Source organism: Psychromarinibacter sediminicola (assembly GCF_029168335.1).
Taxonomy (GTDB): domain Bacteria; phylum Pseudomonadota; class Alphaproteobacteria; order Rhodobacterales; family Rhodobacteraceae; genus Psychromarinibacter; species Psychromarinibacter sediminicola.
Genome location: NZ_JARGYC010000004.1, coordinates 62,473 through 88,915 on the forward strand (window position 1 = coordinate 62,473; position 26,443 = coordinate 88,915).

Annotated in this window: 23 protein-coding genes; 6 read left to right on the forward strand and 17 right to left on the reverse strand. The window is 69.9% G+C overall.

Annotation, left to right across the window (positions count from 1 at the left end; translation table 11 throughout):
* The first annotated feature begins 9 nt into the window (after positions 1-9).
* The 5 genes from arfA to P1J78_RS02640 all read left to right on the forward strand — a co-directional run bounded on the left by arfA (position 10) and on the right by P1J78_RS02640 (position 5,721).
* Positions 10-1,521, forward strand: a complete 1,512-nt coding sequence (gene arfA, locus P1J78_RS02620) for an arabinosylfuranosidase ArfA (RefSeq protein WP_275565760.1) — start codon at positions 10-12, stop codon at positions 1,519-1,521.
* Between the two features lie 13 nt (positions 1,522-1,534).
* On the forward strand, positions 1,535-2,611 hold the full coding sequence (locus P1J78_RS02625; RefSeq protein ID WP_275565761.1) for an ABC transporter ATP-binding protein: 1,077 nt from the start codon (positions 1,535-1,537) through the stop codon (positions 2,609-2,611).
* A gap of 58 nt (positions 2,612-2,669) precedes the next feature.
* The gene (locus P1J78_RS02630) at positions 2,670-3,947 is read left to right on the forward strand and encodes an extracellular solute-binding protein (RefSeq protein ID WP_275565762.1); all 1,278 of its coding nucleotides are present in this window, start codon (positions 2,670-2,672) and stop codon (positions 3,945-3,947) included.
* Positions 3,948-4,012: 65 nt separating this feature from the next.
* A complete protein-coding gene (locus P1J78_RS02635) occupies positions 4,013-4,897 on the forward strand; it encodes a carbohydrate ABC transporter permease (protein WP_275565763.1) in 885 nt (294 codons plus the stop codon).
* The gene (locus P1J78_RS02640; RefSeq protein ID WP_275565764.1) at positions 4,894-5,721 is read left to right on the forward strand and encodes a carbohydrate ABC transporter permease; all 828 of its coding nucleotides are present in this window, start codon (positions 4,894-4,896) and stop codon (positions 5,719-5,721) included. Before P1J78_RS02635 ends, P1J78_RS02640 begins: the two co-directional genes overlap by 4 nt.
* A gap of 10 nt (positions 5,722-5,731) precedes the next feature.
* Here P1J78_RS02640 and P1J78_RS02645 read toward each other — a convergent pair whose 3' ends face one another.
* The 13 genes from P1J78_RS02645 to P1J78_RS02705 all read right to left on the reverse strand — a co-directional run bounded on the left by P1J78_RS02645 (position 5,732) and on the right by P1J78_RS02705 (position 21,783).
* Entirely contained in the window at positions 5,732-6,787 is a 1,056-nt protein-coding gene (locus tag P1J78_RS02645; protein ID WP_275565765.1) for an Ldh family oxidoreductase, read from the reverse strand.
* A gap of 19 nt (positions 6,788-6,806) precedes the next feature.
* Positions 6,807-8,024 carry a carboxylate--amine ligase gene (locus P1J78_RS02650; RefSeq protein ID WP_275565766.1) on the reverse strand — a complete coding sequence of 406 codons (1,218 nt, stop codon included), beginning with the start codon at positions 8,022-8,024 and terminating at the stop codon, positions 6,807-6,809.
* Entirely contained in the window at positions 8,021-9,133 is a 1,113-nt protein-coding gene (locus tag P1J78_RS02655; RefSeq protein ID WP_275565767.1) for a hypothetical protein, read from the reverse strand. Before P1J78_RS02655 ends, P1J78_RS02650 begins: the two co-directional genes overlap by 4 nt.
* Positions 9,126-9,854, reverse strand: a complete 729-nt coding sequence (locus tag P1J78_RS02660; protein ID WP_275565768.1) for an RraA family protein — start codon at positions 9,852-9,854, stop codon at positions 9,126-9,128. The genes P1J78_RS02655 and P1J78_RS02660 overlap by 8 nt, the downstream gene beginning before the upstream one ends.
* Before the next feature lie 486 nt (positions 9,855-10,340).
* Positions 10,341-11,012: a hypothetical protein gene (locus tag P1J78_RS02665; protein ID WP_275565769.1), complete on the reverse strand. Its 672-nt coding sequence runs from the start codon at positions 11,010-11,012 to the stop codon at positions 10,341-10,343.
* A gap of 219 nt (positions 11,013-11,231) precedes the next feature.
* Complete coding sequence (locus tag P1J78_RS02670) at positions 11,232-12,398, reverse strand: hypothetical protein (RefSeq protein WP_275565770.1); 1,167 nt, start codon at positions 12,396-12,398, stop codon at positions 11,232-11,234.
* Positions 12,395-13,876 (reverse strand): hypothetical protein, encoded by a 1,482-nt coding sequence (locus tag P1J78_RS02675; RefSeq protein ID WP_275565771.1) that lies wholly within the window; start codon positions 13,874-13,876, stop codon positions 12,395-12,397. Before P1J78_RS02675 ends, P1J78_RS02670 begins: the two co-directional genes overlap by 4 nt.
* The gene (locus tag P1J78_RS02680) at positions 13,873-14,910 is read right to left on the reverse strand and encodes an ABC transporter ATP-binding protein (RefSeq protein ID WP_275565772.1); all 1,038 of its coding nucleotides are present in this window, start codon (positions 14,908-14,910) and stop codon (positions 13,873-13,875) included. The genes P1J78_RS02675 and P1J78_RS02680 overlap by 4 nt, the downstream gene beginning before the upstream one ends.
* Entirely contained in the window at positions 14,903-15,928 is a 1,026-nt protein-coding gene (locus tag P1J78_RS02685; protein WP_275565773.1) for an ABC transporter ATP-binding protein, read from the reverse strand. The genes P1J78_RS02680 and P1J78_RS02685 overlap by 8 nt, the downstream gene beginning before the upstream one ends.
* Before the next feature lie 7 nt (positions 15,929-15,935).
* A complete protein-coding gene (locus P1J78_RS02690; protein WP_275565774.1) occupies positions 15,936-17,081 on the reverse strand; it encodes an ABC transporter permease in 1,146 nt (381 codons plus the stop codon).
* Positions 17,078-18,055, reverse strand: a complete 978-nt coding sequence (locus P1J78_RS02695) for an ABC transporter permease (RefSeq protein WP_275565775.1) — start codon at positions 18,053-18,055, stop codon at positions 17,078-17,080. The genes P1J78_RS02690 and P1J78_RS02695 overlap by 4 nt, the downstream gene beginning before the upstream one ends.
* A 164-nt stretch (positions 18,056-18,219) precedes the next feature.
* Positions 18,220-20,208, reverse strand: coding sequence for an ABC transporter substrate-binding protein (locus P1J78_RS02700; RefSeq protein ID WP_275565776.1), 1,989 nt, complete (start codon positions 20,206-20,208; stop codon positions 18,220-18,222).
* Between the two features lie 159 nt (positions 20,209-20,367).
* The gene (locus P1J78_RS02705; protein ID WP_275565777.1) at positions 20,368-21,783 is read right to left on the reverse strand and encodes a family 4 glycosyl hydrolase; all 1,416 of its coding nucleotides are present in this window, start codon (positions 21,781-21,783) and stop codon (positions 20,368-20,370) included.
* A gap of 113 nt (positions 21,784-21,896) precedes the next feature.
* Here P1J78_RS02705 and P1J78_RS02710 point away from each other — a divergent pair, with 113 nt between their 5' ends.
* Positions 21,897-22,826: a helix-turn-helix transcriptional regulator gene (locus P1J78_RS02710; protein WP_275565778.1), complete on the forward strand. Its 930-nt coding sequence runs from the start codon at positions 21,897-21,899 to the stop codon at positions 22,824-22,826.
* A 114-nt stretch (positions 22,827-22,940) separates the two neighbouring features.
* On the opposite strand, the gene rfbA is transcribed toward P1J78_RS02710, so the two are convergent.
* From rfbA to rfbC, 4 genes are read right to left on the reverse strand one after another with little or no spacing between them, the layout of a single operon-like run.
* On the reverse strand, positions 22,941-23,819 hold the full coding sequence (gene rfbA, locus P1J78_RS02715) for a glucose-1-phosphate thymidylyltransferase RfbA (RefSeq protein ID WP_275565779.1): 879 nt from the start codon (positions 23,817-23,819) through the stop codon (positions 22,941-22,943).
* Positions 23,813-24,685, reverse strand: a complete 873-nt coding sequence (gene rfbD / locus P1J78_RS02720) for a dTDP-4-dehydrorhamnose reductase (RefSeq protein ID WP_275565780.1) — start codon at positions 24,683-24,685, stop codon at positions 23,813-23,815. The genes rfbA and rfbD overlap by 7 nt, the downstream gene beginning before the upstream one ends.
* Complete coding sequence (gene rfbB / locus P1J78_RS02725; protein WP_275565781.1) at positions 24,682-25,731, reverse strand: dTDP-glucose 4,6-dehydratase; 1,050 nt, start codon at positions 25,729-25,731, stop codon at positions 24,682-24,684. The genes rfbD and rfbB overlap by 4 nt, the downstream gene beginning before the upstream one ends.
* Positions 25,728-26,309 carry a dTDP-4-dehydrorhamnose 3,5-epimerase gene (gene rfbC / locus P1J78_RS02730; protein WP_275565782.1) on the reverse strand — a complete coding sequence of 194 codons (582 nt, stop codon included), beginning with the start codon at positions 26,307-26,309 and terminating at the stop codon, positions 25,728-25,730. Before rfbC ends, rfbB begins: the two co-directional genes overlap by 4 nt.
* Positions 26,310-26,443 lie beyond the last annotated feature (134 nt).

Sequence of the window (26,443 nt, forward strand, 5' to 3'; positions counted from 1 at the left end):
AGGACACGCATGAAAGTCAACGCCGCCATCCATCGCGACTTCCGCATCGCCGAGATCGACGACCGGCTCTACGCCGCCTTCATCGAGCATATGGGCCGCGCCATCTATTCCGGCATCTACGAGCCCGGCCACCCCGAGGCCGACGAAATGGGCTTTCGCCGCGACGTGATGAAATTCGTCAAGGATCTCAACATCCCGGCGATCCGCTATCCCGGCGGCAATTTCGTCAGTGCCTACGACTGGAAGGACGGGATCGGCCCGAAGGAGGAGCGGCCGGTGCGGCTGGATCTCGCCTGGCGGTCGAAGGAGACCAACCAGGTCGGCATCAACGAGTTCGCCTGGTGGGCGAAGGAGGCCGACATCGAGATGATGCTGGCCATCAACCTGGGCTCCAAGGGCCTGCAGGACGCGCGCGAGTTCGTCGAATACGTCAACCACCCCTCGGGCAGCTTCTGGTCCGACCTGCGCCGCAGCCACGGCGTCGAGGATCCTTACGACGTCAAGATGTGGTGCCTGGGCAACGAGATGGACGGTCCCTGGCAGATCGGCCACAAGGAGGCGCCGGAATACGGCCGCCTCGCCAACGAGACCGCCAAGGCGCTGCGCCAGCTGACGCCGGATGCCGAGATGGTGGTCTGCGGCTCGTCCAACGACCAGATGCCGACCTATCCCGAATGGGAGCGCGAGGTGCTGGAGGAGTGCTACGAGAACGTCCACCACATCTCGCTGCACAAGTATTTCGGCAACAACTCCAAGGACACGCTGAACTTCTTCGGCAAGATCGAGGAGACCGGCCGCTACATCCAGTCCATCGCCGGGGTCATCGACTATGTGAAGGCGAAGAAGCGGGCGAAGAACGACGTCCATATCTGCTTCGACGAGTGGAACGTCTGGTATCACATTCGCGAAAGCGACACCCAGCGCTGGAAGACGTGGGACTGGCCCGAGGCGCCGGACCTGCTGGAAGAGGACTACAACTTCGAGGACGCGCTGTTCATCGGCGGGCTGCTGAACGAGTTCATCCGCCGCTCGGACCGCGTGAAGATCGCCTGCATCGCGCAGCTGGTCAACGTGATCGCGCCGATCCGGGCGGAGCGCGGCGGGCCAGCCTGGCGGCAGACGATCTACTGGCCCTACCAGATGGCCTCGCTGCACGGCCGCGGCACCGCGCTGCGCGTGGCGGTGGATGCGCCGACCTACGACTGCCGGGTGGCGGACGACGTGTCCTACCTGGACATCGCCGCGACGCATGACGCGGGCGCCGGCACCGTCACCGTCTTCGCGCTGAACCGCCACCTGACCGAGACGGCCGAGCTGGACATGGCGCTGACCGGGTTCCCGGGCGCGTCGCTCGTCATGCACAAGGTGATGGAGGGCCACGACCTTGCCGCCACGAACGGGCCGGACAAGCCCGACGCCATCGCGCCGCGGGACGGCACCGGCGTCGGCATCGAGGACGGCGCGCTCAAGGGGCGGCTGGCGCCGCTGTCCTACCACGTCCTGAAATTCAAGGTGGCGTAAGGGGGTCGCAGCCATGACAACGGGCGTCAGCCTCAAGAACGTGCGCAAGAGCTTCGGCTCGGTCGACGTGATCCACGATGTCTCCATCGACATCCCCAAGGGCGATTTCGCCGTCTTCGTCGGCCCGTCGGGCTGCGGCAAGTCCACGCTCCTGCGGATGATCGCGGGGCTGGAGGACACCTCGGGCGGGCGGATCGAGATCGACGGCAAGGACGTGACCGAAGAGGAGCCCGCCGACCGCGGCGTGGCGATGGTGTTCCAGAACTACGCGCTCTATCCGCACCTGACCGTCTTCGACAACATGGCCTTCAGCCTGCGGCTCGCCGGCGCCAAGAAGGACGTGATCCGCGAGAAGGTGGCCGAGGCCGCGCGCATCCTGCAGCTGACCGACCACCTGGCCAAGCGGCCGGCGAACCTGTCGGGCGGCCAGCGCCAGCGCGTCGCCATCGGCCGCGCCATCGTGCGGCAACCCTCGGTCTTCCTTTTCGACGAGCCGCTGTCGAACCTGGACGCCGAGCTGCGGGTACAGATGCGCCTGGAACTGGCGCGGCTGCACCGCGAGCTGGGCGCGACGATGATCTACGTCACCCACGACCAGGTCGAGGCGATGACGCTGGCCAACGACATCTTCGTGCTGCGCGACGGCTGGGTGCAGCAGGCGGGCACGCCGCTGACGCTCTACGACGACCCCGACAACCGGTTCGTCGGCGGCTTCATCGGCTCGCCCGCGATGAACTTCTTCGAGGCCGAGGTCACCGGCGGCGGCGACGGCGTGATGCAGGCCCGCACGCGGATCGGACAGCACACGTTCACCGCCAGGCACACCGGCGCGGCGCCCGAGGGCCGGACCGTGACGCTGGGCATCCGCCCCGAGCATATCGCGCTGGCCGAGGACGGGCTGCGCGCCAAGGTCGACATGGTCGAGCAGCTCGGCGGCGTGTCGTACCTGCACGTCAAGCTGGAGGACGGCAGCAACGTGGTGGTGGAGCGCCACGGCCTGCGCGAGGCGCTGGAAGGACACACGGTCGGCCTGACGGCCGAACCGGACGACATCCTGGTCTTCGACCCCGAGGGTCGGCGGCTGAGGTGAGAAGCGCCGGCGCATGGGGCGCCGGCGACGCACACGATCATACTGGGAGGACTTCAAGATGATCCGAACGAAGACGATACTGGCCGCCACGACGGCCACGATGCTGGCCGGGCCGGCGCTCGCCCAGACCGAGGTGGTCTGGTGGGACTTCCTCGCCGGCGGCGACGGCGTGCGCATGAAGGCGCTGATCGAGGAGTTCAACGAGGAACATCCCGACATCAACATCACCGCCACCACGCTGGAATGGGGCATCCCGTTCTACACCAAGGTGCGCACCTCCGCCGCGGTGGGCGAGGGGCCGGACATTATGACCTATCACCTGTCGCGCATCCCGCTCGCGCTGGAAGAGGGCGTGCTGTCGCCGATCACCGACGACGACCTGGAGGCCGCCGGCCTGTCGACCGACGACTTCTTCCCCTCGGCCGTCGACGCGGCGAGCGGACCTGACGGGACGCTCTACGCGGTGCCGTTCGATATCCACTCGATCGTGCTCTACTACAACAAGAGCTACCTCGAAGGCACCGAGTTCCTCGACGACAACGGCGAGCTGACCGGCATCGACAGCCTGGAGGACTTCAACCGCGCGCTGGAGGTCGCCGAGGAGAACGGCTCGGAGAACCCGCTCAGCTTCCAGACCGGCGGCGAGGGTGGCGTCTGGCGCGTCTTCTACACGCTGCTCGGCCAGCAGGGCGGCCAGCTGATCGAGGACGGCGAGGTCCTGCCCGGCGACAACACCGAAAAGGCCACCCGCGCGCTGGAGATCATGCGCGACTGGCGCGAGGCGGGCTGGATCCCCGAGCAGGCGGAATACGAGGCCTCGGTGGCGCTGTTCACCTCCGGGCAGTCGGCGTTCCACATGAACGGCGTCTGGGAAGTGCCCACGATGACCGACATGGCGGCCCAGGACACGCTGGGCTTCGAATGGGGCGCGGTGCAGGTGCCGACTCTGCTGGACGAAACCGCGACCTGGGCGGATTCCCACGCCTTCGCGATCCCGGTCCAGGGCGAGGACGAGATGTCGGAAGAAAAGCGCGACGCGGTGATGACCGTGATCGGCTGGATGAACCGCAACTCCATCGGCTGGGCCGATGCGGGCCACATCCCGGCCTACGTGCCGACCACCCAGAGCGACGCCTATCAGTCGATGGAGCCGAACGCGACCTATGCCTCGCTGGCCGACACCGCGTTCTTCGATCCGCGCAGCGAGATCGCGGGCGTGGCCTCGCCGGTCTACGACACGGCGCTGAACATCATGATCCCGTCGATCCACGGCTTCTTCCCGCCGGAAGAGGCGGTGGCGCAGCTCAAGGACGAGCTCGAAGGCGCGATGGACTGATCCATCCGCCCACCGGGGGCCGCGGCTGACCGCGGCCCCTCCCTTCAACCTTTCGGGACGCGCAGATGGCCACCAAGAACAAGACGCTCCGGCGCAATCTCATCGCCCTGTCGCTGATCGCGCCGTTCACCCTGACCTTCCTGCTGGTCTTCGCCTGGCCGACCTACAAGGTGATCCAGCTCAGCTTTACCGACGCGCCGCTGATCGGCGCCGGCGAATGGGTCGGGCTGGACAACTACCGCGACCTGCTGGGCGACCGGCTGTTCTGGATCGCGCTGAAGAACAACGGCTATTTCCTGCTGCTGACGATCATCCCGACCACCGCGATCGCGCTGGCCATCGCGCTGGCCGTCAACCGGCTGAAGGGCTGGGTGCAGGCGCTGATCCTGGCGGTCTTCTTCCTGCCCTACATCCTGCCGGTCTCGGTGGTCACGCTGATCTGGGCCTGGATGCTCGATTTCCAGTTCGGCATCCTGCAGCCGGTCATCGAATTCTTCGTCGGCGAGCGCGTCGCCGTCTTCCGCGACCCGTACTGGGTGATGCCGATGATCGCCGTGGTCACGATCTGGTGGACCAACGGGTTCAACGTCCTGCTGTTCCTGGCCGGCCTGCGCAACATCCCGCAGGAGCTCTACGAGGCCGCCGCGCTCGACGGCGCGACGCCGCGGCAGAAGTTCCTGCGCGTGACCTGGCCGCTTCTGTGGCCCGTCACCGCGCTGGTTCTGACATTGCAGCTGATCCTGCAGCTCAAGCTCTTCGACCAGGTCTACCTGCTCAGCCAGGGCGGGCCGTTCAACACCAGCCAGGTGCTGCTCCTGCTCGTCTACCGCGAGGCGTTCCAGCAGAACGACGGCGGCTATGCCTCGGCGGTGGCGCTCGTTCTGTTCGTGATCATCATGGTGGTCTCGATCCTGCAATTCCAGCTGCTCCGGATCAGGGGGAAACGATGAACGGCCGAAAAGTCGAAAACCGGATTCTCAGCTTCATCACGATCCTCGGCGCGGTGATCTGGATCTTCCCGCTCTACTGGGCCGGGGTGACATCGGTGCGCACCGAGGAGCACGTGGTCTCCGCCGGTGCGGGCCTGCTGCCCGACCAGTTCAACCTGTCGAGCTATATCGACGCGCTGTTCAACACCCAGATGCTGACCTGGTACTGGAACTCGGTCGGCACCTCGGTGATCCTGACCGTGGTGGTGATCATCTCCGGCATGATGTGCGCCTACGCGATCAGCCAGATGCGCTTTCCCGGCCGCAAGCTGCTGTTCGGCATCGTGCTGGCCAGCTTCATGATCCCGGCGCAGGCGCTCGTCGTGTCGCAGTTCATCCTGATGAACGAGATGGGGCTGATCAACACCTGGGCCGGCATCATCCTGCCGCAGCTGATCGTCCCGGTGGTCATTATCGTCTACAAGCAGTTCTTCGACGCGGTGCCGAAGGAAATGCGCGAGGCGGTGCTGCTGGACGGCGGCGGCGAATACGCGCTGCTGTTCCGGGTCTACCTGCCGCTCAACTGGGGCATCACCACGGCGCTGGCCATCGTCACCTTCATCACCGCCTGGAACTCGTTCTTCTGGCCGTTCCTGGTGGTCACGACCGAAAACAAGATGACGATTCCGGTGGGCATCACCCAGGTCAACGACGCCTTCGGCGTGTTCTATGCCCGGCTGATGTCGGTGGCGCTGCTCGGCGCGATGCCGGTGGCCGTCGCCTACCTGATCTTCCAGCGCCGCGTGACCGAGGCGGTGATGATCTCCTCCGGCGTCAAGGGCTGAGTGGGGCCGGTCACTCCGCCGCCTGCACCCCGCCCGGCACCGGCCAGGGCGGGGCCACGTCACAGTCCCGCGCCAGCCAGGTGAGCCCCGCGACCGTGTCGGCCTCCAGCGCGATGCCCAGCCGGTCGCTGCGCGCCAGCTCCGCCTCGCGCAGCTCGCCGGGCAGGCGGACGTCGCCCGGCGCGCCCGAGGCGGCGACCGCGGCGCACAGCCCCTCGATCCGGTCGTCCCACGCCTCGCGCGGCATCCAGCGGCGGATGTCGAGCGCCAGGAACACGTGCCCGCTGTTGCCCGCCCGCTCGAAATCGCCATAGAGCGAGCCCACGCCGTCGGAGACGCCCGCGCCGGTCAGCACGCCCGCCAGGATCTCCACCATCAGCGCCAGCCCGAACCCCTTCGCCCCGGCCGCCGGCAGCAATGCGCCGCCGCCCGCCGCCGCCGGGTCGGTCACCGCCGCGCCGTCGGCATCGACGACCAGCCCCTCGGGCAGCGCCCGGCCGGTGCGCCGGCAGTCGCGCAGCGTCGAGCCGGCCAGCCCCGCCGTCGACATGTCCACCAGAAGCCGCCGCCCCCCGGCGCGCGGCGCCCCGAAGGCCAGCGGGTTGGTGCCCAGCACCGGGCGCCGCCCGCCATGCGCCGCCACCTTCGGGAACGAATTGCTCAGCGCCAGCCCCACCATCCCCCGATCCGCCGCGCGGGCCAGGAAACAGGCGCCGGAGCCGAAGAAGTTGCTGTGGCTCACCCCGACCGTGCCGATCCCGGTCTCCTCGGCCAGCGCGACGGCCCGGTCGATCACCAGCCGCCCGGCGTGCTGGCCGAAACAGTCGCCGGCGTCGAGATGCGCCAGCGACGGCCCCAGGTCGCGCCAGCGCGGCGCGGCGGGGCAGCGGATCAGCCCGGCGCGCACCCGCTCCAGCAGGATCGGCAGCCGCTCCAGCCCGTGATTGCGCCGCCCGGCGGCGTCGTTCCACAGAAGGTTGTCGCAGACCGTTTCCGCCTGGTCCGCGTCCACCCCGGCGGCCGCCATCAGCCGGCGCACGAAAGGCGCCAGTGCGTCGCGCGGCACGCGCAGGGCAGGGGCCGGATCAGGCACCGCGCGACCACAGCCGGCGCCGGAGCCCGCCCAGCGTCTCGGCCGCCCGCGCCAGCGACGGCAGCGGGTCGCGCAGGCTGAACAGCGGCAGCATCAGCCGCCGCACGGGCAGCGTGCCGAGCCAGGCGCGCAGGGTCAGCTTGCCGGCCCGGTTCAGCTCCAGGAACGCCCGGACATCGCGCAGCGGATACCACAGCGTCAGCCCCTGCCGGTAGCTCTGCACCGACGGCCCGGGCTGCCCCGTGGCATCGCAATAGACGAACAGGTCCGTCGGCACCCCGGCGCGCACCAGCAGCCGGTGCGCGGCGGTGAGCCGCGTGTTGATCTCGATGACCTTCAGCCGGCCGTCGCGCGGGTCGCGCTTGAACTCGATATTGGCCAGCCCGCGCCAGCCGATCCCCTGCAGATAGCGCAGCCCCGCCTCCGCCGTCTCCGGCAGCCACTCCGAGACATGATAGACCGCCGGCCCCCGGTTGGCCGGCAGCCGGCGCAGCACGCGCTTGGTATAGTGGAACTGCGGCCGGCCGTCGTCGCCGATGAAGGTATAGTAGCTGCTCAGCAGGCTGTCGGGGCCGGGGATCATCTCGACCACCATCACCTCCAGCCCGCGCTCGGCCGCCAGGGCGACCTTCTCGACGACCTCGTCATAGCTGTCCTCGACGATGAACAGCTTGCGCCCGAAGGCCTGCACGAAGCGCCAGGTGTGGATCGGCTTGACCATCACCGGGAAGGTCAGCGCGTCGCGGATCGCCGGCAGATCCGCCGGGTCGGAGACGCGCCAGTGCCGCGGCGCCGGCACGTCCGCCTGCGCTGCCAGCTCGATGGTCCGCGCCTTGTCCAGCATGTCGGCCCGCAGCCGGGTGTCGAACCGCTCCAGCCGATAGCGCGCGCGCAGGGCGTCGGCATGCGCGATCACGAAGGCGATGGCGTCGTCGTCCATCGCCATCACCACATGCCCCGCGAACCGCGAGCCGTCCGGCGACAGCAGAAGCGCCGCCCAGTAGTCGTGCGGCGCCACGCCGGCCGGGACCGGCAGCGCCTCGGCCACGTCGCGGCTCCAGATCGCATAGCAGCCCCGGGTGCCGCAGACCCGCACCTCGATGCCGTAGCGCGCCAGGTTGCGCGCCATCTCGACCGCATTGGCCTCGCCGCCCAGCGCGAGCACCGGCACCGAGGGGTCCAGCCCGGTGGGAATCCGAAGGTCGCTCACGGGTCCACGACTCCGCTGCCGGTCTCGAACAGATGCGCCAGGACCCGCTGCGCCACCGGCGCGCGGGCGGCGGGGTCCGAGATCAGGACATGGTGATGCAGGCCGGGATTGGCGTTGACCTCGTGGACCACCGCGTCGGTCTCCGCCAGCGGGCGCGACACGTCGCCGGCCAGCAGGTCGACCCCGGCAAAGCGCACGCCCATGTCCCGCACCAGCCGCCCGATCCGGTCCACGATATCGGGATGGATCGCGTCGCGGATGCTGTGGTTCTGGGCGGCGGCGTTCTCGTTCACCGCGCCCTTCACCGTGACCTCCGTACCCGCCGCCGGCACGTGGCGCAGGCCCAGCCCCTGGCGCGCCAGCGTGTTGCGCATGTCCTCGTCCAGCCGCAGCGGGCTGAGCGCGACCGGCTCGGCGGCGTCGCGGCGGCGCACGTTCTCCTGCCGGATCAGCGCACGCAGGGTGCTGCGGCCGTCGCCGGTGACGCGCGGCCGTTCGCGCCGCACCGCGTCCAGGAAGACCCCGTCCAGGTACAAAAGCCGGATCGACTCCCCGCCCAGTTCCTCCTCGGCCAGCAGGCGCGGGCCGTAGCCCGAGGCGTAGCGCGCCGCACGGCGCAGCGCCGCGGCGGTGCGGATGCCGGTCGTCACCCCGCGCCCGCCGCCGGTGCCCGCCATCGGCTTCACCGCGACCGGCGCGCCCAGCAGCTCCAGAAAGGTCTCGGCATCGGCAAGCCGGCCCGGCGAGAAGGCGCAATAGGCCGGCACCGGCAGCCCCCGGTCCGCGAACAGGCGGTAGCAGAACGCCTTGTCGCCCACCACGTCGAACATCAGCGCATTGTCCAGCATGACCTCGGACTCGCGCAGATAGGTCACCATGGGCCCGCGCCGGATGCAGGTCAGGCGCAGCGGCGTCGGCTCGACCGTCGCGCCTATCTCGCGCGCGGCCTCGGCCCAGAGCCTGTCGTAGAACCGCTGCCGCACCGGCGCGATCCGGCGCCGCTGCACGGCGGCGGACAGGTCCAGCAAGCGCCGCGCGCGGTAGAGCCGCGGCAGGCCCGGACGCGGCAGCCGGACGCCGCGCGGAACCATGCCGGCCGCGTCACTCATCGAACAGGCATCCCGCCGCCGCCAGCTGTTCGTCGACCCAGGCGTTGGAGAAATCGCCCTCGATCACGCTGGCCACATAGGAGGCGAGCCGCGCGCGGTCGGCCGCCAGTCGCGCCAGGATCTCCCGCGCGTGGCCCTGCGGCACCACCGTCACCCCGCTGGTGTCGGCGCGGACCACGTCGCCGGGATGCACCACGATGCCGCCGCAGCTCACCGGATAGTTGATCTCGCCCGGCCCACGGTGCAGCGGCCCGAACGGCGTGACGCCGCGGGCATAGACCGGCAGGCCGCATTGCTTCAGCCCCGCCAGGTCGCGCACCAGCCCGTCGATGACGAAGCCCGCGATGCCCCGGTGCCGGGCCTTGTTCGCGACCAGGTCGCCGATGACGGCGGCGTTGGTGCTGCCGCGCGCGTCGACCACGACGATGTCGCCGGGCTCGGCGATGTCCAGCACCTTGTGGACCATCAGGTTGTCACCGGGATAGACCGTGACGGTACAGGCCGGCCCCACCAGCGGCGCGTCGTTGACCAGGTTGTGAATCTGGCTGCCCATCGCGTACATGCGGTTCATCGCGTCCGAGATGTCGGTGGATTCATACTCCCCGAACTGCGCCACCAGCGCCCGCGGCAGCCGCTCGAACCCGGCGCGCACCCGAAAGCCGGGGCCGGGGCTCATCTCGGAGGATTTCGGCTTCTGCGCACCGATGGACTTGTCGAGCATCGCGCTCTCCCTGGGGTTCGGAACCTTGTCAAAGCGGCGGTCGAGGGGGCGGTGCTGCGGGATCGTCACCCCCGCTCCGGCACCGGGTCGCCACCGTTTCGCCAAGATTTCGCCATCGGCGCGTTCGGGACAAACTTCCGCCCGGCGCCCGCCGGGGTTGCGGGACAATGCGGTTCCCGGACCCGGCATTGTCCCTGGGCGGGCAAGGATCGCCTCGCGCGTGGCTGTTTGTGCAATGGAGCTACACAACCGGGGGTAGAATGTGCTGCAGCACCACACAACGATTCGCCGGAGCGGGGTTCTCCGGGCCTCCGCGGCCGGTTCCCGCACGGCCACCGGCCGGGCCGGCGCGGACCACGGCGCGTCGGATCGCACCGCCGCGACCGCGGCGGTGCCGTGTACTTGCAGGGGGTCGGTGTCTCGGCACGGCAATGGCCTGCATCCGGTCGTCGCCGGGCAGGCCCGCGCCGCGCGCCGGAGTGCGCGTCAGACAGGCTCGGCCGCCCGGCGATAGATGTTCTCGCCCAGCGGGTCGTCGCCCACGCCGTTCGCCTTGATATAGAGGATCGCCGTGCCCGCGCCGCGCACCCGCTCGTGGTAGAGGCGCGAGCCCCAGAACACCACCAGATCGCCGACGCTCTCGTTCAGCATCCGCGCCGCGTCGCTGTCATAGAGCGCCCGGATCGTCTCCGGATCCTCCTGGCCCAGGAAGACGGCGTGATCCTCGGTGTTCTCGCCGGGGTCGAGATCGGGAAAGGCGCAGACGGTCGACCCTTCCGGCAGGCGGATCGGCAGCCCGATCGAGTAATGCGACGCCGCGCGGTCCTTGTGCGGGGCCGGGAAGGGCGCGGCGTGGTCGTCATAGACCTTCAGGTGCCGCTCGGCGACGGTGAAGTCGTCCGGCGCGATCCCGGTCAGCGCGGCCAGCCCCCGGCGAAACGCCTCGGCGCTCTCGTCGGAGGGGAAGTCGAAGACGAACTGCCGCTTCTTCCCCTTGATGTTCCAGCTCCGGCTCTCGCGCGCGTCCTCGGCCAGGCAGGCGTCGAGAAACCCGGTCAGGTAGGCGACGAAATCGTCCGACAGGACATCCTTGAGATGCGCGTATCCCTTGGTCTGCAGCTCGGGCGCGGCGACGGCGGGATCGTACTTGAAGATCATGATGGTACTCCTGAAGCGGCAATGGCGGAGAGGAAATGCGACGCCGCCGAGAACGTCGGAAACATCCAATCGCCTGCCACCCGGATCACGCATCTGTCAACGCTGCGCCGGGTCCGGCCGGGGTTTCGCCGGATAACATATTGAAATCGCTGGTTTCAGTTTGGTAAACAAACGGTTTCCGCGGCCGCCGGGCCGCGCGCAGCGCCCCTCGGGCCGGTCTCAGCCGTCCACGATCTCGCCCACCTCCAGCACGTAGATCGCCCGCCGCCCCGCGTGCGCGCTGTCGATCGACAGCCGCCGCCCGTCGCGGCTCCAGCGCGGATGCAGGTCGCAACGCAGCGGCCCCTCCAGCTCGGGCGGCGAATGGAACCGGCCGATATCCACCCGGGTTCCCGTCTCCATGTCGTACAGCATCAGCGTGCGCCGGTCCTCGGCATCGGGGTAGGTGTCGGTCACGAACCAGCGCCCGCCGGAGGCGAAGTTGCAATGCCCGTCGCAGTCGAACACGTCGCCGCCGACGACCTCGTAGCCCGGCGTGCCCATCAGGTCGAACATCAGATAGTCGTCTTCGCCGTCCGGCTTGCGCCCGTGGCCCATCAGATGCGTCTCGTCGCGATAGGTGAAATGGCTGAAATAGCCGTTGTCATGCACCTTGCGCAGGTCGCGCCCGTCCGCCGTGGCGCGGTAGAACCGGTCCGAGAACGGCCGCCGCGGATGCTGCCGGAACCAACGGTTGAGAAAGACGAAATTGCTGCCGCCGGGCGACCAGGTCAGGTGGTTCACCCACATCGGCGCGATGTCCATCGTCTCCTGGTGCTCGATCCCCGCCAGCCGGTCGAGCGAGACGATCAGCTCGCTCTCGCCGGTGGCCAGGTCCATCTTCCAGATGCCGTCGTCGTCGGGGTGATAGTCGTCGATCCGCCCGCCCGTTCCGTCGGCATAGCCGTAGCCCGGCCGCGTCAGGTGCAGCCGCGCGAAGTTGAGGCACAGCGCATGCGTCTCCGACACGGCATAGACGGCGCGGGGCAGGCGGCGGGTCTCGCCGGTGACCACATTGCGGATCTCGGCGCGAAAGGCGTCGCCCTCGCGGATGTTGTAGATGATCGTGTCCTCCGGCGCCGAGGGCAGCCATTGCAGCATCGTGCCCTGCTGCCAGCTCCAGGCGGTGGTCTCGGTCAGCGGCGCCCAGGCGTTGCCGCCCTCGGTGTCGATCAGCCCGATCTCGATGGCATCGTCGACGCGCGGCTGCCGGTCGATGAACCCCGCCCGCATCGCAAGGTGATACCGGCCCGAGGCGTTCCACGGAAACTTGTCGTAATAGCCGAACCAGAACTGCCCGTCGGGCGTGATCGCCCTTGCCTCGACCGGGTGCTGCACGATGCTCATGGCGTCCCTTCCGAAAAGTCGAGCGCCAGGGCATGGCCGCCCAGCCGCAGGGTCACGGTGGCGCCCTCTGCCGCGATCTCCGGTGCAGGGCGGGTGAGCGGGACGGGATCGGCGCCGTCCTCCGCGACGAAGGCGGCCAGATCGTCGCCCGCGCCGACACGCAGCACATAGCGGCCCGACCCGCCGTCGAGCGCGATGCCCGAGGCGGCATTCTCCAGGCTCATCGGCGCCCCCGAGCTCAGCGCCACCAGCACCCGGCCGAGCCGCAGCCCGAGCCGGCCGTCCTGCACTGATGTCTCGTCCGCGTGGTCGCAGATCGCCGGCACCGGCCCCTCGGCCACCAGCTCGCCGGTCCCGACACGCGCCGCGCCCTCTCCGGCCAGCGCCACATCCGTCCCGACCCGCATCTGCCAGCGCCCGCCGCCGGCGCAAAGCACCACGGGTCCGTCGCGCCACACCGCGCGCCGGTCGTCGACATGTCCGCCCGGCCCGGTCCGCAGCGCGAAGGCGCGCACCAGCGCCGGGCAGTCATAGCCCGCCGCCGCCAGCGCCAGCGTCTCCGGCCCGGCGCAGCCCGGCAGCCCGACGCCCCACAGCAGATAGCCGAGCGCCGCGAAGCGCGAGATGCCCGACGCCTCCGGCCCCTCCGCCGGCCCCACAAGCGCCCCGCCGCCGGATCGCAGCGCCAGCCCCAGCGCCGCCCGGTCGAGCACCGCCTGCACCAGATCCGCCAGATCCGACCGCGCCATCGCCAGCGCCACCAGCCCGGCCAGCACCTCGGGCGTCTCCAGCGCCGCGTCGCCGGCAAGCCCCGCCGCCCGCAGCCGGGCGCCCGCGTCGTCGCGCAGCCCCGCGACGGTCCCGGCGATGCAGGCGGCGAGATCCTCGCCCCCGGCGATCCCGCGCAGCGTCGCCGCCGCCGCCGCACGCGCCTCGGGCGCCGCACTCTCCTCGGCCAGCGCCAGAACGGCGAAGGCGAAGGCCGGCGCGTCCGCCACCGCGGCCAGCGCCGCGTCGTCCTTCTGCCAGGGCGCACCGCGCGCCATCCGGGCCAGCGCCGCCACCGGACCGGCGCGCTCCAGCTGCATGTCGATCACGTCGCCGCCGAGCGACGCCCCCGGCCGCTCCGGCGCCTGCGCCAGCCGCTCGGTCGCCAGCGTCAGCGGCAGCCGCCGCTCCACCGGCACGCCCTCGTGAAACTCCGCCCGTGGCGGGCTCAGCACCACCTCGTAGCGCCCCGGCGGCAGGTTCAGCGCCTGGCCCAGCCCGATCTCGCCGTCGCCGCGCTCCAGCGTCACCTGCGTCTCGGCATGGATGCGCCCCAGCCCGTCCACCAGCCGGGCCAGGACGTCGCAGCGATCCGCCAGCCCCTCGGCCAGCACGGTCACCGCCGCGCTGCGCGGATGCACCCGCCGCGCCAGCCGCAGCCGGGGCAGCACCCGTTCGAACTTCGCCTGCCGGTCCAATGTCGTCTTCATGCCGTCACCGCCTTTCGCACGCCCTGCAAGTCCAGCCGCTCCGCGTAATGGCACCGCACCTCCTGCGCCGCCCCGACCGAGCGCAGCGCCGGCGCCTCCCGCTCGCACCGGTCGCCATCGTTATGCGGGCAGCGCGGCGCGAACGGGCAGCCGGTCATCGTCAGATACGGATCGGGCAGCCCGCCCTTCACCGATTGCAGCCGCGCCCCCGCCCGGCGCTGCCCCAGCTTCGGGATCGAGTGCAGCAGCGCATGGGTATAGGGATGCTTCGGCCGGTAGTAGATGTCGCGCACCGGCCCGGTCTCGACGACGCGGCCGAGATACATGATGACGACGAACTCGGTCATCTGCGCCACCACGCCCAGATCGTGGGTGACGAAGACGATCGCCATGCCGTCCTCTTCCTGCAGCCGCCGCATCAGCGCGAGGATCTGCGCCTGCGTCGTCACGTCGAGCGCGGTGGTCGGCTCGTCCGCCATCAACAGCCGCGGCCCGCAGCACAGCGCCATGGCGATCATCGCCCGCTGCCGCATCCCGCCGCTGATCTCGTGGGGGTACATGTCCACGATCCGCTCCGCCCGCGGCATCGCCACCCGGTCGAGCGCCGCGACGGTCTCGGCCCGCGCCGCCTTGCGGCTCAGGTCGCGATGCAGGATCAGCGCCTCGCCGATCTGGTCGCCGATCGTGTGCACCGGCGACAGCGAGGTCATCGGCTCCTGGAAGATCATCGAGATCTCGGCCCCCCGGATCGCCCGTGCCGCGCGCCCGTCCTGGTCCAGCGCGGCCAGATCCGTCACCTGCCCGTCGGCGCGGGCATAGAGGATGCGGCCGCTCTCGATCCGCCCCGGCCTGGGCACGATGCGCAGGATCGAGCGCAGCATGACGGACTTGCCGCAGCCCGACTCGCCGACGATCCCCACCGTCTGCCCCGGCTTCACCGACAGCGACGCGCCGTCCACCGCCCGCACCGTGCCCTGCGGCAGGTGGTAATGGGTACACAGATCCTCGACCTTCAGAAGCGGGGTGTCAGCCATGGACCGCCTCCTCCTGCGCCACGCCCTCCAGGTCCAGTTCCTCGGCCCGGTGGCAGCGCACCTTGCGCCCGTTCACCTCGCGCAGCTCCGGATCCTCGGTGCGGCAGCGCGCGACGCAATAGACGCAGCGCGGATGGAAATGGCAGCCGGGCGGCAGGTTCACCGCGTTGGCCACATCCCCCTGCAACAGGTGCGGATGCCCCTCGACCTCCGGGTCGGGCACCGGCACCGCCGACAAAAGCGCCTCGGAATAGGGGTGCAGCGGCCTGGCGAACAGATCGTCCGTCTCGGCCAGCTCGACGATCCGGCCGACATACATCACCGCCACGCGGTTGCAGACATATTCCACCACGCCCAGGTCGTGCGCGATGAACAGGAAGGTCAGGTCGCCGTCGCGCTGCAGATCCTGCAACAGGTTCAGGATCTGCGCCTGCACGGAGACATCCAGCGCCGAGACCGGCTCGTCGCAGACGATCACCTTGGGGTTCAGCGCCAGCGCCCGGGCGATGCCGATCCGCTGGCGCTGCCCGCCCGAGAAGGCGTGCGGATAGCGGTTCATGTGCTCGCGGCGCAGGCCCACCCGCACCAGCAGGTCGCCCACGCGCTTTTTCACCTCGGCCCCCGTCGCGAGGCCGTTGACGATCATCGGCTCGCCGATGATCTCCAGCAGCGTCATCCGCGGGTTCAGCGACCCGATCGGGTCCTGAAAGATCATCTGGACCTCCAGCCGGTAGGGCTGCAGCTCCTTGCGCGACAGCGCCGCAAGATCCACCGGCCCGCGGTCGGGGTCGTCATAGATCACCTCGCCGCCGGTGGGGTCGTGCGCCCGCACGATGCAGCGGCCCAGCGTGGTCTTGCCGCAGCCCGACTCGCCCACCAGCCCCAGCGTCTCGCCGCGCCGCAGGTCGAAGTCGATGCCGTCCACCGCCCGCACCGCCCGCGGCGCCTTGCCGAACAAGGGCTTCTTGCCGCCGAAGTGCTTTTTCAGGTCCCGGACCTTCAGGATCGCATCACTCATCGCCGCCTCATTTCGAGAAGGGATCCGCCGCGTCGCGCGCGCCGTCGCCGACGAAGTTGAACGCCAGCACGATGACGATCACGCACAGCGCCGGCCCGATCCACAGCCACGGGTAGAACTGGATCACCTGGATCTTCTGCGCCTCCTGCAACAGAACGCCCCAGCTGACCGTCGGCGCGCGCAGGCCCACGCCCAGGAAGGACAGCGCCGTCTCGCCGATGATGATCGTCGGGATCGCCAGGGTGATCGTCACGATGACATAGCTCATGATGTTGGGCACCAGATGCTTGCGGATGATCCGCCCGGTGCCGGCGCCGTAGACCCGCGCGGCGGTCACGAAATCCTGCTCGCGCAAGGCCAGGAACCGCCCCCGTGCCACCCGCGCGGTCGAGGTCCAGGAGATCAGCGACAGCACCACGAGGATCGCGAAATACTGGTAGACGGCCGGCCAGTCGCGCGGCACCGCCGCGGCAAGCCCCAGCCATAGCGGGATCGTCGGGATCGCGATGATCGCCTCGATCACCCGCTGCGTCACGCTGTCGACCCAGCCGCCGTACAGCCCCGAGACCCCGCCGATGATCAGCCCCAGCACCAGGCTCAGCATCACGCTGACCAGCCCCACCGACAGGGTGATCCGCGCGCCGTAGACCAGCCTGGTGAACATGTCGCGGCCGAAACTGTCGGTGCCGGCCAGATAGATATAGCCCTCCGACACCCCGAACAGATGCACGTCCCAGGGGATCAGGCCCAGCAGCTTGTACTCGGCGCCGCGCACGAACAGCTCGATGGGATAGATCTGGCTTTCGTCGCGCGTATAGACCGGCCGCAGCGTGTTCAGGTCGCGGGTCATTTCGTAGCCGTAGACGAAGGGCCGCCGCAGCTCGCCCTCCGGGCCGATGATCTTCACCCATTGCGGCGGGGCGTAGAGCTGACGCGAGCGCTCGTTCGGGGTCGAGGGCGCCCAGAACCCCGCCGTCGCCATCACCAGATAGGCGAATAGCAGGAAATAGCCCGACCACAGCGCCACCCGGTGCCGCTTGAACTTCCACCACATCAGCCGCAGGGGCGAGGCGATGGCGGCCCGGCTCTCGGCGCGCGGCTCGGCCTCGTCCAGCAGCTCCTCGGCCGGCATGTCGGTGCGCACTTCGCTCATAGCCGGATCCTCGGGTCGGCCCAGACCAGCAGCAGGTCCGAGATGAAGGTGCCGATCACGGTCAGCACCGACAGGATCAGGATGATCGAGGCGGCGAGGAACATGTCCTGCGACTTCACCGCGTTCAGAAGAAGCGGCCCCGTCGTCGGCAGGTTCAGCACCGTCGCGGTGATCTCGGTCCCCGAGATCATCGCGGGCAGGGTGAAGCCCACCGTCGACAGCACCGGCGAGACGGCGACGCGCACCGGGTACTTCATGATCAGCCGCCACTCCGACAGGCCCTTGGCGCGGGCGGTCTCGACATAGGCCTGGGACAGCTCGTCCAGCAGCATGCCGCGCATCACCCGCATCGTCGCCGCCGTGCCGGAGGTGCCGATGATGATGATCGCCAGCGCCATGTTGCGCGACATGTCCAGCACCCGCGCGACGGACCAGGGCGCATTCTCGAATTCCGGGCTGAACAGCCCGCCGACATTGCCGCCGAAATACCGCGTCGACAGGTAGATCAGCACGATGCCCAGAAGGAAGTTGGGGATCGCCAGCCCGATGAAGCCGACGAAGGTGAACAGATAGTCGCCCACCGAATACTGCTTCACCGCCGAGTAGATGCCGATCGGGATCGCCACCGCGTAGACGAAGATCGTCGTCGGGATGGTGATCGCCAGCGTCAGCGGCAGCCGCTCGGCCAAGAGATCGCCCACCGTGCGCTGCAGCTGGAAGGACAGCCCGAAATTGCCCTGCAGCACGTTGGTGATCCACCGGAAATACTGCATCAGCAGCGGCTCATCGAGCCCGAACTGCTGCCGCAGCGCCAGGATCGCGTCCTGGGTGATCCGGTCGCCCGCCGCGATGGACGACACGTAGGAGGTGACGAAGTCGCCCGGCGGCAGCTGGATCACGAAGAAGGCCACCATCGAGATGATGAAGACCACCAGGATCATCTGCAGCACACGTCTGACGATGTAGGAGCCCATGACCTGCCGACCGTTCCAAAGCGCGCCGCGGTCCCTCGCCGTCGCGCGACCCGCTCAATCCTGTTCGTTGCGCATGTCCCGGACGCCCGAGACCGGTGCCCGCGCTTGCCGCGACATGCCCTGACCGGCCCCGGGCACGCCGCCGCGCCCGGGGCAGGGGAGCTTCAGCCCTGTTCGCCGACCCACTCGCCGCCTTCGAAATAGGTCTGCTCGATCTGGTACTGATAGTTGCCCAGCCAGTCGTAGCTGGTGAAGCCCTGTTCGGGATAGTTGCGGAAGTTCGTCCCCAGGATCACCGGGATCGGCACCTCGCCGACATCGCCGATGTTCCACAGGTTCTCGGCGTTCAGCCGCAGGATCTCGGTGCCGATCTCGTGCCGCCGGTCCTCGTCGACCGTCACCTGCATCTCCTCGAACAGCGCGATCACCTTCGCCACGTCGCCGGTGGGCTCGATCCCCTTCTCGCCGTCGGTCTCGCGCCACCAGGCATAGGCCGCGCCCCAGGCGTTCCAGCCGCCCGAGGCGTTCATCGGCACGTGCCATTCGGGGCTGTGCGGGAACATCGTGTCCGAGCACTTGTCGGCGATCCAGATCCCGACCTCCATGTCGTTGTTGTCCAGAAGCGTGCGCACCTGCTCCCGCGCGATGGGGCGGATGTTGAAGGTGATCCCGACCTCGCGCATCAGCTCGATCAGCAGCTCGCCCACCTGGGTCGAGCCGGGATCGTCCACCGGAAAGTCCATGTTCATCACCAGCGGCGCGCCGTCGGGCCGCAGCCGGATGCCGTTGCCGTCGCGCTCGCTCAGCCCCACCTCGTCCAGCAGCGCGTTGGCGGTGTCGGGGTCGTAGGCGGTGTCCTTCTTGACCCAGTCCTCGTTGCGCCAGGCGGAACCGGGGATCATCTGCACCTGCGACGGCACGCCGAAGCCCAGATAGACCACGTCGGCGATCAGCTGCCGGTCGATGGCGTGGCTGACCGCCCGCTTGAAGCGGATGTCGTTGAACAGCGCCTTCAGGACCGGATCCTTGACCTCGTGGTTCAGCATGATCGTGTGCTCGGCCCCGCGCGAGGTCAGCCACAGCCGCGCCTCGTAATTCCCGCGCTCGGCGTTCTCGCGATACAGCGGCAGGTTGGTGAAGGTCGTGTCGGTGTTCACCCAGTTCATCTGCCCCGCCGCGATGGCCGCGTCGCGCACGTCGCCGGATTCGAAGTTGGTCACCACGATCTCGCCGATATACGGCAGCTGCTGGCCCTCCGGGTCGACCTTCCAGTACCAGGGGTTCCGCTCGGCCACGAGCGTGTTCAGCTCCATCGGATCGCGCAGCCGGAACGGCAGCAGCGTGGGCTGCTCGGGGTGCTGGAACGGCATCATGTACTGCGCCGCGCTGTGGTTGTTGAACAGCTCGTCCCAGGTCGAGAAGCCTTCCTCGTCCACCTTCGCCGCCAGCGCGTCGGCCGCGGCGAAATCCTCGTGGTACTGCTCCAGGTAGTGCCGCGGCAGCCAGCGCGGAATCTGCGCGCCCACCCAATGCGCCAGAAGGCCCGGCAGGTTGGCGTGCGGCTTCGACCAGGTCCACTGCACCGTGTAGTCGTCGACGACCTCGAACTCGGGCACCTCGCCCGCCACCACGAACTGCGACAGCGGCGAGGGCGTCAGCGCCGTCTTCAGGTTCACGTGGTTCCACCAGAAATCGAAGCAGGCCGCGTTCAGCGGCGCGCCGTCGGAAAACCGGATCGGCCGGATATGCAGCACGAAGGTCTTGCCGCCGTTGGTGTATTCCCAGCTCTCGGCGAGGTTCGGGATGATGGTCGAGCTGTCCCGCGCGATCCGCAGGATCGGCTCGGGCCCCCAGGACGACCGCGCCTGAAAGCCGCGGTTCTGGATGATCCCGGTGCGGATCGTGCCGCCGTATTCGCCGATCTCGTTCATCGGCTCCACCACCACCGGCTCGGCCGGCAGGCGCTCTTCCACCGGCGGCAATTGCCCGGCGGCGACCAGCTCGGCCAGCTCCGGCGCCTCGCTGTATTTCATCCCCTGCGCCGCGGCCGGGCCGACGAACCCCAGCGTCGCGCCCGAGGCGGCCGACGCGGCCGCGGCCGCCGAGACCTGCAGGAACTTGCGGCGGCTGCCGCGGAAAACGGAATCGGTCATGTGGTCCTCCCTGTCACCCCCTCCTCGGGGCGGAATGTGGAGCCGGCGGCGCTGTGACCGCGCCTTGCCGGCCTGAGAACGATACCAGCATCGGCGCCGGTCATCGTTCGATTTGCTGGGCGGAGAATCTCGAACATCCCCCCACCCGGCGCGGCCCGGTCAGGCCCGCACGGCCCCCGCATCTCCGAACCAGTGCTGCGGGACCGCGTCGCGTTCGGCGTCCAGAAGCGCGTCGATCAGCGCCTCGGTATCCTCGATCGTGTTCGACAGCGGGTCGGTCAGCAGCGCCCGCCGCAGGAGGTCGCGGCTGCCCTCGTGCACCGCCTCGGCGGTCAGCTCGTGGGTGTCCAGCACCACCTCCTGCATCCCGCGCAGCCCGCGCGGCATGTCGCCTACCGGGCGCGGCACCGGGCCGGTCTCCATGTCCAGGTCGCACAGCAGTTCCAGGAAGGCGTCATCGGCCATGTTGCCGACCGCGCCGCGGTTTTCCGTGTTCACGTAGAAGGGCTTGTCCAGCCCGGCCCACATCGCCTCGATCACGTCGGTGGCGTGGTCGGGGCCGAAATCCTCCATGAAGGCCGCGACCGGGCGCGCGCCGGACAGATAGGCGTCGATGCCGTCCCACATCTCCTGGTGGCGGCGATAGCGGTCCTCGGTCTCCCACAGCTTCAGCGCGGGCACCTGCGTGGGCATCACGCCGTGGCCCTGCCAGAACCGGACGTATTCCTTGGTGTGCGACACGCAGGCGGGCACCACGCCGAAACTCTCGTACAGCTGATAGCCGATGGCGTCGTTGTGCAGCGCCTTGGCGCCGGTGTCGCCGCCATCGGTCTCGGTCGCGGCGCGGCGGCGGATCGACTCGGCGATCGCCGGCATCACGTCGCGCCCGTCATGGGCGGCGATCAGCACCCAGGTGAAATGGTTCACCCCGGCGATTCGCAGGTCGAACGCGGCGTCGGTCGCGGCATCCAGCGGCGCGCCCTCGGCGATCAGCCCGGCGCGCTCGGCATAGGCGCGCTTGACATGCGGCATGTGCAGGCTGTCGCACAGCGCAAAGCTGCGCAGGTCGGGCGCATAGCGGCGCAGCGCGATGCCGTTCACCGCCGCGGGGTTGATATAGTTGATCACCCAGGCCTCGGGGCACAGCGCCCGGATGTCGCGGGCGCAGGCGAAGATCTCGGGCAGCTCGCGCATCGCCCGGAACGCGCCGCCAGGGCCGATCGTGTCGCCCGAGCACATGCGGATGCCGTATTTCTCGGACACCACCGTGTCGAGGCCGCGGAACCGCACCGTGTCGCGGGCAAAGCTCAGCACCACGAAATCCGCCCCCGCCAGAACCGCGCGCCGGTCCGCCGAGGCCTCCAGCCTCAGCGCCACGCCGGTCTCTTCGATCACCGCCCGCGCCAGCCGCTCCAGCTTGTCGAGCCGCGCCTTGTCGGTGTCGACCAGCGCCAGCGTGCCGGTGTTCAGGTGGCCGGAATGCACCATCTGCCAGATCGCCTGGCGGCCGAAGAACAGGCTGCCGGCGCCGATGATGACGACCTTTGGTCCCTGTTTTGGTCCCTGTGCGGGCATGTCTCCTCCCTGGCTCGGTCCGGGCCCGTCCTGCGCCGCTCTTGCGTCGGCGTCGTCCGGTCATGATAGTGGCGGCGCCCCGGCCTGTCGTTCGGATCCGAAAGGTGAGAATCTTGAACGCCGACATCTTCGAGGTCTATCGCGACCGCAGCGCGCTGGTCCTGCCGGATCTGCACGGCATCGGCCGCTGCGACACCACGCTGCCGCGGCTCGGCGGCGCGCGGTCGGACGGGCTCGACTTTCTGGAGATCGGCTACCTGCACGAGGGCCGCATCGAATGGCTGACCGAGGACGGGCTGGACGAGGCCGGCCCCGGCTCGATCATCATCGACTTTCCCGGCGACTGGCAGGGCGGCGCGAGCGCCGTGATCCATCCCTGCCGGCGGTCCTGGATCCGGTTCGATCCCGGCGATCTGCCCGATCTGCCGGGCCTGCGCAGCGGCACCGGCCGGCGGCTGGCCGCGCGCATCGCCGCTATGCGCCGCCGCCACTTCCCCGCCTCGCCGGGTATCGAGGCGCAGTACGAGATGATCCTCGCCCAGCAGCGCGCGCCGACGCTCTTCGCCGAGGAGATGAGCCGCGCCGCCTTCCACCAGATCCTGTTCACCGTGGTCAACGACCATATCGACGTGGTGCGGGCGCAGCATTCGCCCACCGTCGAGGCGGCGCTGGCGATGATCGAGGAGCAGCTCTTCGAGAAGCTGACCGTCGCCGACCTCGCCGCCCGGCTCGGCCTCAGCGCCGGCTATTTCCACGAGCTGTTCCTGCGCGAGACCGGCCGCACGCCGGCCAGCCACCAGATCGAGCGGCGCATCTCGGCGGCGCGCAACCGGATGATGGCCAGCGACCTGTCGATCACCGAGCTGTCGATGGATCTGGGGTTTTCCTCCAGCCAGTATTTCGCGACCGTGTTCAAGCGCCATGTCGGCCTGACCCCCAGCGAATACCGCGCGCTGCGCCGCGGCGAGATGGACGACGCCACCTTTCACGACCTCGCCTGGGGCAGCCACGGCCCGGGCGCCCGCCCCCTCGCGCCGGAGTGACGGCGGCGGCCGGCCGGCGCGCGATCCGGTAACCATTTGTTAAGAAACGGAAAATGTTTCGCGCGCGAAACATTTTCCCGGGGGCGCCCGCTGCGCCCGGCCGGGCGCCGCCGCTCAGCCGCCCGTCAGCAGCGCGGCGATGTATCTGCCATAGGCCGTCTTGCCCAGGCTCTCGGCCCGCGCTTGCAGCTGCGCCGCGGTGATCCATCCGAACTGATAGGCCAGCTCGTCCAGGTTGCCCACCTGCAGGCCCTGCCGCTCCTGCAGCGTCCGCACGAAGTTGCCCGCGTCGAGCAGCGAGGCGTGGGTTCCGGTGTCGAGCCAGGCATAGCCGCGGCCGATGCGTTCGACGCGCAGCGCCCCGTCGCGCAGATAGCCCTCCAGCAGATCGGTGATCTCCAGCTCGCCCCGCGCCGAGGGCGCGATGCGCCGGGCGCGCATGGGCGCGCTGCCGTCCAGGAAATAGAGCCCCGTGACCGCATAGCGCGACGGCGGCCGGTCGGGCTTTTCGACGATGGCGCGCGCCCGCCCCGCCGCGTCGAACTCCACCACGCCGTAGCGTTCCGGGTCGGAGACGCGATAGCCGAAGACGGTCCCGCCCTCGGCCTGCGCGCCGGCCCGGGCCAGCAATTCCGGCAGGCCATGGCCGAAGAACATGTTGTCGCCCAGCACCATCGCCGAGGGCGCGCCGCCCAGGAAGTCTTCGGCCAGAAGATAGGCCTGCGCGAGCCCGTCGGGCGACGGCTGGGCGATGTAGCTCAGCGAAAGCCCCCACTGGCTGCCGTCGCCCAGCGTGCGTCGGAACTGGTCGCCGTCCCGCGGCGTGGTGATCACCGCGATCTCGCGGATGCCCGCCAGCATCAGCACGCTCAGCGGGTAATAGACCATCGGCTTGTCGTAGATCGGCAGCAGCTGTTTCGGCACGCCCTCGGTGACCGGATAAAGCCGGGTGCCGGACCCGCCGGCCAGAAGGATGCCCTTTCGCGTCACCATCGCTGCGCCTCCCGTGCCGGGCCGATCCCGAGCTCCCGCAGCACGGCGTCCAGACCCGCGCGCCAGTCGGGACGGGCGAGCCCCAGGGCGGCCTCCGTCCTGCTGCAGTCCAGCCGCGCATCGAGCGGCCGCGCCGCCGCCGTGGGGTACGCCGCGCTGGGGATGCCCTCGACCCGGACCTTGCGGCCGCTGCGCGCGACGATGGCCTCTGCGAAACCTTTCCGGCTGACCTCCGGCCGGCCGGCATAGTGATACGTCCCCGAGAGCGCCGGGGCGTCCTGCAGCCGCTGCGCCACGCTCAGGCAGGCCGCGGCGAGGTCGGCCGCGGGCGTCGGCCCGCCGATCTGGTCGTCGACGATGCGCAGCGCGTCGCGCGCTTCGCTCAGGCGCAGTACCGTCGTCACGAAGTTGCGGCCATGCGCCGAGAACACCCAGGACGTCCGGAGGATCGCATGCACCCCGCCGGCGGCCCGCACGCCGCGCTCGCCCGCCAGCTTGCTGCGCCCATAGGCCGAGAGCGGCCCGGTCGGAGCGTCCGGCGCGATGGGCCGCCCCCCCGCGCCGCCGAAGACGTAGTCGGTCGAGAGATGCACGAACGGCACGCCCAGCCCCGCACAGGCCCGCGCCATGGCAGCGGGGGCGTCGGCGTTGACCCTGTGGGCCTGCGCCTCCTCGGCCTCGGCGCGGTCGACGGCGGTATAGGCGGCGGCGTTGATCACGGCGGCGGGCCGATGCGCGGCGATCGCCGCGGCACAGGCCTCCGGATGCGCCAGATCGGCCGCGGCGCGGTCGAGACAGACCGCCGCCGGCGCCGCCCGCGCCAGCGCCCGGGCGAGTTGGCCCGTGCGTCCGAAGACCAGGATCATCGGCCCAGCCCGCGCCGCCGGCCGACGCCGCCGCGCGCCGTCAGCGCCCGCCACCAGCCCTCGTTTTCGAGATACCAGCCAACGGTGCGCCGCAGCCCGTCCTCGAAGCCGACCGCGGGCCGCCAGCCCAGCTCGTCGCGGATGCGCGCGGGGTCGATGGCATAGCGCGCGTCGTGCCCCGGGCGGTCGGGCACGAAGACGATCCGGTCGGCATGAGACCCCCGCGCCAACGGGCGCATGTCGTCCAGGACGGCGCAGAGGGCGCGGACGAGGTCCAGGTTGCTGCGCTCGGTCTCGCCGCCGATATTATAGCGCCGCCCCGGCCGCCCGGCCTCCAGCACCCGCAGAAGCGCGTCGGCGTGATCCTCGACATAGAGCCAGTCGCGCACGTTCGTCCCGTCCCCGTAGACCGGCAGATCCTTGCCGGCGATCGCGTTGAGGATGATCACCGGGATCAGCTTTTCGGGAAAGTGGTAGGGGCCGTAATTGTTCGTACAATTGGTCAGAAGACAGGGCAGGCCGTAGGTCTCGAACCACGCGCCGACGAGATGGTCCGACGCGGCCTTCGAGGCGGCATAGGGCGAGCGCGGGTCGTAGGGGCTTGTCTCGGTGAACCGGCGCGAGGCGCCGTGCGGCAGCGTGCCGAAGACCTCGTCGGTCGACACGTGCAGGAAGCGGAACGCCTCGGGCCGGCCCCGGCCCGCCCAGTAGCCGCGCGCCGCCTCCAGCAGGTTGAACGTCCCGGTGACGTTGGTCTCGACGAAGACGCCCGGCCCGTCGATCGACCGGTCCACATGCGACTCGGCGGCCAGGTGCAGGACGGCGTCCGGCGCATGGGCGGCGAGGATGCGGTCGAGCGCCGCGCGATCCCGGATGTCGGCCTGCTCGAACCGGTAGAGCGGGCTGTCGGCGACGCTGGCCACGTTCGCCGGGCAGCCCGCATAGGTCAGCGCGTCCAGGTTGACGACCGCGTGCCCCCGCGCCACGGCCAGCCGCACCACCGCCGATCCGACGAAACCGCAGCCGCCGGTGACGAGGATCTTCATGCCCCCTCCCAGACGAAGGGCGTGTCCAGGTCGCGGAGCAGCGGCGCGGCGGCGTCCTTGTCGGACAGCACCGGGGCGCGGCCGGCGAGCGGCCAGTCGATGCCGATGTCGGGATCGTCGAAGCGCACCGCGCCCTCGCAGTCCGGCGCATAGTGGTCCGAGCACTTGTAGACGATCTCGGTCTCCGGCACGAGCGTCACGAAGCCGTGCAGGAAGCCTGCGGGGATCAGCATCTGCCGGCCGTTCTCGAAGCTGAGCTCGGCGCCGACCCAGCGCCCGAAGGTCGGGGCGCCGCGGCGGATGTCGACCGCCACGTCCCACAGCCGGCCGCGCCCGCAGCGCACCAGCTTGGCCTGGGCGTGCGGCGGCGCCTGGTAGTGCAGGCCGCGGAGCGTGAAGGGGGCGTGCGACAGCGAGTGGTTGTCCTGGACGAACGGGATGTCGAGCCCGTGCTCGGCCATCCTGCGCGCGTTCCAGGTTTCGCAGAGAAAGCCGCGGGCGTCCCCGACCCGGTGCGGTCTCAGGAGCCGGACCCCGGGCAGATGCGTCTCCTCGATGTCGAGCGATCCGGCGGCCACAGGCGATCCTCCCAACCCGGCGGCCGGGGACGCGACAGGCGCCCCGGCGAGCGGCAGCCTATGCGGGTCGCTGCCCGTCTGCAATTTGGCTTTGCCGCCGCGGCGGGGGTGTGGCGCGGGGTGCTGCGACGTTG